1 protein-coding gene is annotated in these 11,841 nt (G+C 67.9%); it reads right to left on the reverse strand.

The features are described from left to right. Entirely contained in the window at window positions 1-11,778 is an 11,778-nt protein-coding gene (locus A6P39_RS06320; protein ID WP_331454100.1) for an SDR family NAD(P)-dependent oxidoreductase, read from the reverse strand. Between the last annotated feature and the right edge of the window lie 63 nt (window positions 11,779-11,841).

The raw sequence follows: 11,841 nt of genomic DNA on the forward strand, positions 1-11,841 counted from the left end.
CTACTCCTTGCTCTTCGGCAGGTCAATCAGGCGCGTTTCAAATCCCTGTTCGACGAGATTGAACAGATCTTCATTGCTTGCCGCATCGAGGTCGTCCGCGTCACTCTCTTCTTCTGTTTCTGCGCCCTGTGACCGCCAGTCCGCCATCAGCGCGTTCAACTGTTCTGTGATTCGGCCACGACCGGCATCGTCGATGGGCACGGCTGACAGCACAGCGCGCAGACCGTCGAGATCTGCCAGGGCGATCTCAAGGGCCCCGGCTTGCTGCGGCACCAGCTGGTCGTGCAGAAAACGGGTGAGGTCGAGGGGTACCGGATGGTCGAAGATGAGTGTGGCGGGCAGTCGGAGTCCGGTTGCGGTGGCGAGCCGGTTGCGCAATTCGAGTGCGGTCAGGGAGTCGAAACCCATGTCACGGAATGCCTGTTCGGGCTGAATGTTTGCCGGCCTGGCATGACCGAGCGCTGCCGCCGCGTGGGTTCGCACGATCTGCAGGACGGCCTGCTCTCCGTCGGCAGCACTCATCGCTGCCAGGCGGGCGGCCAGGTCCTCGACCGTTGCGGCGGCAGCCGGTCGTGTTCCGGTGTCCACGGCCAACCCGCTCAGCAGTGCGGGCAGTGGGCCGCTGCGGGAGAACCCTGCCAACTCCAGGCGGGCCGGGACGAGTAGGGGCGTGGTCAGTCGGACCGCGACGTCCAGCAGCGCCAGACCTTGTGCGGTGGACATCGGCTGGATCCCTCCGCGGGTCAGCCGTGACATACCGGCATCGTCGAGGCGTGCGGTCATGGCCGAGCGTTCAGCCCACACGCCCCATGCCAGCGACTGCCCCACCAACCCGCGTTCACGGCGATAGGCCGCCAGCGCGTCGAGGAACGCATTTGCCGCCGAGTAACTCCCCTGCCCGGGGCTGCCGAGCACTGCGGCGGCCGACGAATAGAGAACGAACCCGGCCAGGTTCATCCCGTCGGTCAGCTCATGCAGGTTCCAGGCCGCGTCCGCCTTCGCCGCAAGCACGGTCGCGATCCGCTGCGGGTTGAGCGACTCGACCGTGGCGTCGTCCAGCACCCCGGCGGCGTGCACCACCGCCGTCAACGGATGTTCGCCGGGCACGGCCTCCAACACCGCGGTCAGCGCATCACGGTTCGCGGCATCCGCAGCCGCTGTCTGGACCACTGCGCCCAGTTCGGTCAACTCCGCGACCAACTCGGCCGTGCCCGGAGCACTCGCTCCCTGCCGCGAGACCAGCAACAGATGGCCCATTCCGCGGTTTACGACCAGATGGCGGGCCAACTGCCGCCCCAGAGTTCCGGTACCTCCGGTGATCAGCACCGTCCCCTGGGGATCCCACTCGGCAGGCACCTGCTGCGGGTCACCCGCCTCAACGCGAGCCAGCCGCCGTCCGAACGGCACCGGGACCCCAGTATCGGCTGCCGGACGGATCCAGGTCTCGGCCTCGCCACCGCTCAACGCCGCGGCCAGCACACCTTCCACGTCGTCATCGCTGCCGACATCCACGCCAGAAGCGGGGTCGATGTCGACCAGCAGAAGCCGGCCAGGGTGTTCGGACTGCGCGGAGCGCAACAGACCGCAGACCGCCGCGGCCGACAGATCTCGCCCCCCGACCGCACCCTGAGTGCATATCACCAACTGTGCGTCGTCCGCGGCGGGATCAGCCAGCCACTCCTGCACCCACCCGAGCACCAGCCCCGTAGCCTGCGCGGCGGCGGCCGGCGCCTCCTGCCCAGGCGGAGCAGACGGTACGAACGCCACAACCACCGGCGGGTAGTCCGACCCGGCTACCTGCCCATGCCTGGCCCACCGTGGCAGATCCGGACTTTCCGGAGCCGACAGGGGCACCCAGTCCACGGTGAACAACGAGCGACGCGCTTCACGCTCGCCGGAACCCGCAATGTTGTCCGCCGAGATCTCCCTCAGCATCAGCGAACGGACGTCCAATACCGGCTGCCCGGCACCGTCGAAGGCACTCACCGCGATCGAGCCGTCCGCCCCCGGAGCCAGAACGGCCCGGAGATGACGGGCACCGCCGGCGAGCAGCCGAACCCCCGACCACGCAAACGGCAGTCCGACCCCATCACCCCCAGCCCTGCCGAGACCGCCTGCCATGAGGCCGTGCAAGACGGCGTCAAGCAGAGCCGGGTGCAATCCGAATCCGTCGGTGCCAACTCCGCTTTCGATTCCGTCCTCGGTGAACTCAGCTGCGGCTTCGGTCACTGCTGTTTCGGGGAGTTCGGCCTCGACGTAGATCCTGTCCTCGATGCGCCAGGCACGGTGGAGTCCCTGGAACGCCGGGCCGTACCCGTAACCACGCTCCGCCAGTTGCTCGTAGACGTCGTCGAGTGGAACCGGTTCGGCTCCCGAGGGCGGCCACTGCAGCAACGGCGCCGGAGCCGGCCCGCTGGTCGCCGAGAGGATCCCGACCGCGTGCCGGACCCAGGCGCCTTCCGCGTCCCGCGAAGAAACCGTCACCGACCGACGGCCCCCGCCAACGCCATCACCATCGGCACCGCCCTCGCTGTCGCCCACGTGCACCTGTATCTGCACGCCACCCTGGCCGGGCAGCAGCAACGGCTCCTGCAAGGCGAGTTCCTCGAGCACCCCGCAGCCGACCAGGTCGCCGGCATGGACGGCCAGGTCCACAAACGCGGTACCGGCCAGCAACACCGTCCCGCGCACGGCGTGATCGGCCAGCCACGGCGCCGCCGCCACCGACAGGCGGCCGGTCAGCACCAGCCCGTCACCCTCCGACAGCCACACCGCCGCCGCCAGCAACGGATGCCCCGACGACTGCAGACCCACCGAAGACACATCGCCCCGCTGGCCCAGCGCACGCGGCCAGTACCGCCGCCGCTGGAACGCATACGTCGGCAGACCCACCCTGCGAGCCCGACCACCCGCCCGGCCATCCGGACCAGTGACCTGCGCCCAGTCCACTTCACCCCCTGCCACATACACACCCGCAAGAGCCTTCAACGCACTCGCGGGCTCGTCCTGCCCGGCCCGCAGCACCGGCACCCACACCCCAGAGTCCGGATCCGCCATCGCCGACAACGCCCCGTCCGGACCCAGCTCCGCAAAAATGTTCACACCCGCATCACGCATCGCCACGACCGTGTCGTGATACCGCACCGTCTCCCGCACATGCGCCACCCAATACCCCGGATCCGTCACCTGCGCCCCCGGCTTGCCCGTCACCAGAGCAATCCGCGGCTCGTGAAACTCCACCCCCGCCAAAACCCGCCCGAACTCCTCCAACATCGGATCCATCAACGGCGAATGAAACGCATGACTCACCCGCAACCGACGCGCACGCCCACCCCGCTCCCGCCACACCCCAGCCAACCGCTCCACCACCGACTCCACCCCCGACACCACCGTCTGCCCAGGCCCATTCACCGCAGCGACCCCCACCCCCTCCTGCCCGGCAACCAACTCCCCCGCCTGCTCCGGCGACGCATCCAACGCCACCATCGCCCCACCCACAGGCAACTCCTGCATCAACCGGCCACGCGCAGCCACCACCGCACACGCACCCCGCAGATCCCACACCCCCGCCACAAACGCCGCCGACACCTCACCAACCGAATGCCCCGCCACACACACCGGCTCCACACCCCACGACGACACCAACCGGAACAACCCCACCTGCACCGCAAACAACCCCGCCTGCGCAAACACCGTCTCATCCAACTCCGGCCCACCCCGCCCGATCACCTCCCGCAACGAACCAGGCAACAACCCCTCAAACGCATCACACACCTCATCAAACGCCTCAGCAAACACCGGAAACGCCGCATACAAACCCCCACCCATCCCCACCCGCTGACTCCCCTGACCCGAAAACACCAGACCCACCCGGCCCTCACCCGCACGCCCCACCACCACACCCGACCCACCACCACCCGACACACCAACCCCCAACCCATCCAACAACTCACCACGCTCCCCACCCACCACCACCAACCGATACGGAAACCCAACCGACCGCGACGAAGCCAACGAAAACGCCACATCCCCCACAGCCAACTCCGGCCGCGCCACCACAAACTCCCGCAACCGCCCCGCCTGCTCCACCAACGCACCCGACGACCGCGCCGACAACACCCACGCCACCGCACCCGAATCTCGAATCTCGTCCGGTTCGGGGACTTGGTGGTCCTCAGGCAGTTCGTCCTGCTCCAGAATCAGATGCACATTCGTCCCACTGATCCCGAACCCCGACACACCCGCCCGCCGCGGCCCCGGACCTGCAGGCCACTCCATTGCCTCACTGAGCAGTTGGACCGACCCCGCCGACCAATCCACATGCGAAGACGGCGCATCCACATGCAACGTCCTGGGCAGCACACCGTGCTGCATCGCCAGCACCATCTTGATCACCCCGGCCACACCCGCCGCAGCCTGGGTGTGACCGATGTTCGACTTCACCGAGCCCAGCCACAACGGCCGGCCCTCCGGCCGATCCTGCCCGTACGTCGCGATCAGCGCCTGGGCTTCGATCGGGTCGCCCAGCGCCGTACCCGTACCATGCGCCTCGACCACATCCACATCCCGCGCCGACAACCCCGCGCTGGCCAGTGCCTGCCGGATCACCCGCTGCTGCGACGGACCGTTCGGCGCCGTGAGCCCGTTCGACGCACCGTCCTGGTTCACCGCGCTACCACGTATCACCGCCAACACCCGATGCCCACGCGCACGCGCATCAGACAACCGCTCCAACACCAGCACCCCCACACCCTCACCCCACCCCGTACCATCCGCGGCATCCGCAAACGGCTTGCACCGGCCGTCCCCAGCCAACCCCCGCTGCCGCGCAAACTCGGTGAACGTGCCCGGCGTCGCCATCACCGTCACACCACCCGCCAACGCCATCCCACACTCACCCGACCGCAACGCCTGCGCCGCCAAATGCATCGCCGTCAACGACGACGAACACGCCGTATCCACCGACACCGCAGGACCCTGCAACCCCAAGCAATACGCAACCCGACCCGACGCCACACTCACCGTCGTCCCGGTCATCCCATAGCCACCGGCACCATCCCTCTCACCGGCTTGATAGCCAGAGGTGATGATCCCCGCATAAACCCCCGCGTCAGAACCCCGCAACGACGCCGGGTCGATTCCCGCGTCCTCCAACGCCTCCCAGCACGTCTCCAGCAGCAACCGCTGCTGCGGATCCATCGCCACAGCCTCACGCGGACTGATCCCGAAGAACTCCGCATCAAAATCACCAGCCCCGTACACGAACCCACCCACCTGGGCGAACGAAGCGTCCTCACCACCGAACACGTCCCTGTCCCAGCCCCGGTCGACGGGGAACCCTGAGATCGCGTCCGTCTCACCCGCAACCAACCGCCAGAAGCCCTCCGGGTTCTCGACCCCGCCCGGGAACCGGCACCCCATGCCCACAATCGCCACCGGCTCATCCGCACCAGGGCGAATCACCGGCGCCGCGGCCTGGACGTCGGCATCGGCCAGCTGAGGCACCAACTGATCGTGCAGGTATCCCGAAAGCGCTGCCAGTGTCGGATAGTCGAAGACCAAGGTGGCCGGCAGTCGGAGTCCTGTTACGCTGGCGAGTCGGTTGCGCAGTTCGAGCGCGGTCAGGGAATCGAAGCCCATGTCACGGAACGCCTGCTGCGGCTCGACATGCTCTGGCCGGGCATGACCAAGTACGGCCGCGGCATGGGTCCGCACGATCTGCAGAACAGCCTGCTCCCGCTCGGCCGGACCCAGCACGGCCAACTGGGCGCCCAGCCCGTCGGCAGCCGCTGCGGCGGTAGCAGTCGGCCGCATTCCGGTCCCCGTAGCCAACCCCCGCAACAGCGCAGGCATCGGACCGGTACGCGACAGCCCGGCCAACTCAAGACGCGCCGGAACCACCAGCGGCGCAGACAGCCGAGCGGCCGCGTCGAACAGAGCCAACCCCTGCCCGGTGGTCATCGGCCGAATGCCGCCGCGGGTCAGCCGCGACAGGCCGGCATCGTCAATGTGTGCGGTCATGGTCGAGCGTTCGGCCCACAGCCCCCACGCGAGCGACTGCGCCACCAACCCACGGTCGCGACGATATGCCGCCAACGCATCCAAGAAGGCATTAGCCGCGGAATAGCCGCTCTGCCCAGGGCTGCCCAGCACGGCCGCGGCCGAGGAATAGAGAACGAACCCGGCCAGGTCCATCCCCTCGGTCAACTCGTGCAGATTCCAGGCCGCGTCCGCCTTCGCCGCCAGCACCCGCCCAATACGCTGCGGAGTAAGCGACTCGACCGTGGCGTCGTCAAGCACCCCGGCAGCGTGCACCACCGCAGTCAGCGGATGCTCGGCCTCAATTCCCCCCAACACCCCGGCCAGCGAGGCACGATCGGCTGCATCCCCGGCCACGACATCCACCACGGCACCCAGTTCGGCCAGCTCCGCAACCAACTCGGCCGCACCCGGCACCCCCGGTCCCTGCCGCGAGACCAGCAGCAGATGCCGCATACCCCGGCTCGTCACCAGATGCCGGGCCAACTCCCGCCCCAACGTCCCGGTACCGCCGGTGATCAGCACTGTCCCCTGCGGGTCCCACTCGGCGGGCATACGCAGTACCACTTTGCCCACATGACGGGCCGCTTGCAGGTAGCGCAGCGCCGACACCGTCTGCGACAATCCGAACCCCGTGACCGGCAGCAACTTCAACGTGCCTGCCTCAAACATCCCCTTGATCTCTGCGAGCATCTCCGCGATCCGCGGCATCCCCGCGTCCATCACGTCAAATGCCTGATACACCACCCCAGGCCAGGAGCGGGCCACTTCATCGGCCTGACGGATGTCCGTCTTGCCCATCTCCACGAACCGCCCACCCCGAGGCAGCAGGGACAGCGAGACGTCGTTGAACTCCCCGGCCAATGAGTTGAGGACCACGTCCACGCCCTCACCCCCCGTGGCAGCAAGGAACCGCTCGCCGAACTCCAGATCACGCGACGAAGCAATGTGGTCGTCGTCAATACCCATAGCCCGCAGCGTGTCCTGCTTGACCGGACTCGCCGTGGCAAACACTTCCAGCCCCCACGCCCGGGCCAACTGCACCGCAGCCATCCCCACACCACCAGTACCCGCATGAATCAACACCCGCTGACCCGCACGCACCCCCGCCAAATCCCGCAACCCGTAAAGGGCCGTGAGAAACACCACCGGGATCGCCGCGGCCTCCTCGAACGACCACCCCCGCGGGACCGCTGTCACCAACCGTTGATCGACAACCGAAACCGGCCCCCACCCGGGCACCAGCCCCATCACCGCCTGCCCCACCGCAAGGCCCTCTACCCCCGGGCCCACTTCCAGCACGACCCCGGCACCCTCACCACCCAACACTCTCCCATCGGCCACCATCCCCAAACCGACCAGCACGTCACGGAAGTTAACCCCGGAGGCACGCAGGCCAACCCGCACCTGCCCCGCAAGCAATCCCGCACCGGACTCCGGGGCATCAACAACACCCACACTGTCGAGATCGCCCGACTCACCCACCTCCAGACGCCACCCTGGCCCGGCAGGCAGCAGCACCTCTCGCTCGCCCGCCCGCACCAGCCGCCGCCCGAACGCCTCCGGGGCCCCGGTGTCCGTGCCCGGACGGATCCAGGTCTCCGGTTCCCCGGCGCCCGTCACGGCAGCCAGCACGGTCTCCACATCGGCGTCCCGATCGGCATCCAGACCGGTGGTGGGGTCGACATCAACCAGCAGCAGGCGACCGGGGTGTTCAGACTGCGCGGAGCGAACCAGCCCGCAGACCGCGGAAGCAGACAGGTCCTGCCCGCTGGCCCCACCTCGAGTCCACATCACCAACTGCGCACCGGCAGCAGCAGGATCGGCCAGCCACTCCTGCAGCCAGCCGAGCACCAGCGCGCTCGCCGCCCGTGCCGCGGCCGGTGCCTCCTGCCCGTCCGCGGCAGAGGGCACTGCCGCCACAACGATCGGTGGGTATTCCGACCCGGCCGCTTGCCCATGCCTCGCCCACTGCGGCACGGCCGAACTCTCCGTGATCGGGAGCGGCGCCCATTCCACTGTGAACAGCGAGGAGCGCAACTCCCGCTCGCCGGGTCGCGTGAAGTGGTCCGCCGGGATGTCCCGCAACGCCAGCGAACGGGCCTCCAACACCGGCTGCCCCGCACTGTCGAACGCGCTCACCGCGATCGAGCCGTCCGGCCCCGGAGTGAGAACAGTGCGGAGATGACGGGCGCCGCCAGCCAGTAGCCGAACACCCGACCACGCAAACGGTAGACCCACCCCACCGCGAGACCCGCCAGGGCCACCGGGGTTGCCCGCCAGGAGACCCTGCAGGGCCCCGTCCAGAAGCGCCGGGTGCAAACCGAAGCCGCCAACGCCGGCCCCGGTTCCGACTGCGGCTGCTTCGGGAAGCTCCGCTTCGGTGTAGATCGTTTGCCCGACGCGCCATGCCTTCTGAAGTCCCTGGAACGCAGGCCCGTACCCGTATCCACGCTCGGCCAACTGGCCGTAGACGTCGTCGAGCGGAATGGGCTCAGCACCGGCCGGTGGCCACTGCATCAGGGGCGCGGGCGCCGACACACTGCCGGTCGACAAGACTCCGACCGCGTGCCGGATCCATTGGCCGTCCGCGTCCCGCGAGGAAACCGTCACCGACCGACGACCTTCTTCACCAGCCTCACCACTGCTGCTGACGTGTACCTGGATCTGCACGCCGGCGCCCCGGCCGGGCAGCACCAGCGGCTCCTGCAGCGCAAGTTCCTCAAGTACCCCGCAGCCCACCAAGTCGCCGGCGTGGATGGCGAGATCAACGAACGCGGTCCCTGCCAGCAGCACGGTCCCGTGCACGGCATGGTCAGCCAGCCACGGTGCCGCCGACAGCGACAGGCGTCCCGTGAGGGCCAACCCGTCACCCTCGGACAACCACACCACCGCCGCCAGCAACGGATGGCCCGATGCCTGCTGTCCGGCCGAAGAGGCATCTCCGCTACGGGCCACCGCGCGCGGCCAGAACCGCCGCCGCTGGAACGGATACGTCGGCAGGCTCAGGCTCACCCTGCGAGCCGGGCCACCCTCACCAGTCACCAATGCCCAATTCACCGCCGCGCCGGCGACATACGCCGAGGCCAACGCCCGCAACCACCGCTCCCGGCCACCCTGCCCCCGTTGCAGGCTGGCAGTCACCACCAAATCCTCACCCGCCTGCGCAACCGCCATCCCCAACACCGGATGCGCACTGATCTCGACGAAGGTGCGGTGTCCCTCCTCCACCAGCCCGGCAATCACCTCACCGAAACGCACCGTCTCACGCAGATTCCGGAACCAGTACCCCCCATCCAGGGACGCCGTATCCACCACCCCGGCCTCAACCGTCGAATAGAACGGAACGGCACTGCTCACCGGCTCCAACCCCGCCAGATCCTCCACCACCCGCTCCTCGACCGCCTCCACCTGCCCCGTGTGCGAGGCATAATCCACCGCGATCCGCCGCGCACCCCGCCCCGCAAACGCAGCCGCGAACCCCTCACACGCCGCAGCCTCACCAGCCACCACCACCTGCCGCGGACCATTCACCGCAGCCACCGACAACCCCCCACCCCACCCAGAAACCCACTCCCGCACCTCATCCAACCCAGCCGGCACCGACACCATCCCACCCAAACCCGCCAACTCCGCCAACGCCCGACTCCGCAACGCCACCACCCGCGCACCATCCCCCAGACTCAACCCACCCACCACACACGCCGCCGCAATCTCACCCTGACTATGCCCCACCACCCCCGACGGCTCCACACCATGAGCCCGCCACAACCCCGCCAAACTCACCATCACCGCCCACGACACAGGCTGCACCACATCCACCCGCCCCAACAACTCCCCATCCCCCAAAGCATCACGCAACCCCCACTCCACAAACGGCGCCAACGCCTCCCCACACCGCTCCATCCACGCACCAAACACCGGCTCCTGCTCCCACAACTCCAAACCCATCCCCACCCACTGCGCCCCCTGCCCCGCAAACACAAACACCGGCCGCACCACCGAACCCACCACACCAGACACCACCCCAGACGCCTCACCACCCCCAGACACGGCCCCCAGACCATCCACCAACTCACCACGCTCCCCACCCACCACCACCAACCGATGCGGAAACCCAACCGACCGCGTCGAAGCCAACGAAAACGCCACATCGGCCGCCGACACCTCCGGCCGCGCCACCACAAACTCCCGCAACCGACCCGCCTGCTCCACCAACGCCGCCTCCGACCGCGCAGAAACCACCCACGCCACCGGTCCGGACGATCCCTCCGGATCTTCATCCACCTCATCGGTCTTGTCCTGCTGACTATCCTGCTGGCTGTCGCGCTGGCCCGCGTCCGCCTCGTCGTCCTGCGGGCCCTGTTCAAGGGCCTGGTCCTGCCAGTCTTCTTCCAGGATCAGGTGGACGTTGGTGCCACTGATCCCGAACCCGGACACACCCGCCCGTCGCGGCCCGGCGCCCGCAGGCCACTCCCGCGCCTCCGTCAGCAGCTCCACCGACCCCGCCGACCAATCCACATGCGAAGACGGCGCATCCACATGCAACGTCCTGGGCAGCACACCATGCTGCATCGCCAACACCATCTTGATCACACCAGCCACACCCGCCGCAGCCTGGGTATGACCGATGTTCGACTTCACCGAACCCAGCCACAACGGCCGGCCCTCCGGCCGATCCTGCCCATACGTCGCGATCAGCGCCTGGGCTTCGATCGGGTCACCCAGCGCCGTCCCCGTACCATGCGCCTCGACCACATCCACATCCCGCGCCGACAACCCCGCACTCGCCAAAGCCTGCCGGATCACCCGCTGCTGCGACGGACCATTCGGCGCCGTCAAACCATTCGACGCACCATCCTGATTCACCGCACTACCCCGCACCACCGCCAACACCCGATGCCCACGCGCACGCGCATCAGACAACCGCTCCAACACCACCATCCCCACACCCTCACCCCACCCCGTACCATCCGCGGCATCCGCGAAAGGCTTGCACCGGCCGTCCCCAGCCAACCCCCGCTGCCGCGCAAACTCGGTGAACGTGCCCGGCGTCGCCATCACCGTCACACCACCCGCCAACGCCATCCCACACTCACCCGACCGCAACGCCTGCGCCGCCAAATGCATCGCCGTCAACGACGACGAACACGCGGTGTCCAACGACACCGCAGGCCCCTGCAAACCCAAGCAATACGCAACCCGACCCGAGACCACACTCCCGGCGCTGCCAGTGCCTCCGGCACCCTCAACCTCATCGCCAAGAATGGTCCCGTAATCGTGATACATCACTCCCGCATAAACCCCGACATCAGAGCCGCGCAGTGAAGCAGGGTCGATTCCCGCGTCCTCCAACGCCTCCCAGGACGTCTCCAGCAGCAACCGCTGCTGCGGATCCATCGCCAAAGCCTCACGCGGACTGATCCCGAAGAATTCCGCATCAAAATCACCAGCACCGTGAAGGAACCCACCCTCATGGGCATACGAAGACTCCGGGTCACCGGACCCTTCGTCGTCCCAGCCCCGGTCGGCAGGGAACCGAGAAATCGCATCCGTCTCGCCTGCCACCAACCGCCAGAAGCCCTCCGGATCCTCAACCCCACCCGGGAACCGGCAGCTCATCCCGACAATCGCCACCGGCTCATCCACACCGGACTCGAACTTCTGCAGTCGGCTTCGCGTCTCGTACAGTTCAGCAACGACCTGCTTCAGAACGTTTCGCAACTTGTCGTCACTCATCAGATTCCTCTCGGAAGAAATGAGATGCAGCGGAAGGGCACGGAATTCAGCGAAAGCCGACGG

Origin of the sequence: Streptomyces sp. FXJ1.172, assembly GCF_001636945.3 — a bacterium.
Lineage (GTDB): Bacteria > Actinomycetota > Actinomycetes > Streptomycetales > Streptomycetaceae > Streptomyces.

Bases quoted from the DNA above. Each gene is read 5' to 3' on its own strand.
- A6P39_RS06320 (WP_331454100.1), bottom strand. From the start codon at position 11,778: ATGAGTGACGACAAGTTGCGAAACGTTCTGAAGCAGGTCGTTGCTGAA.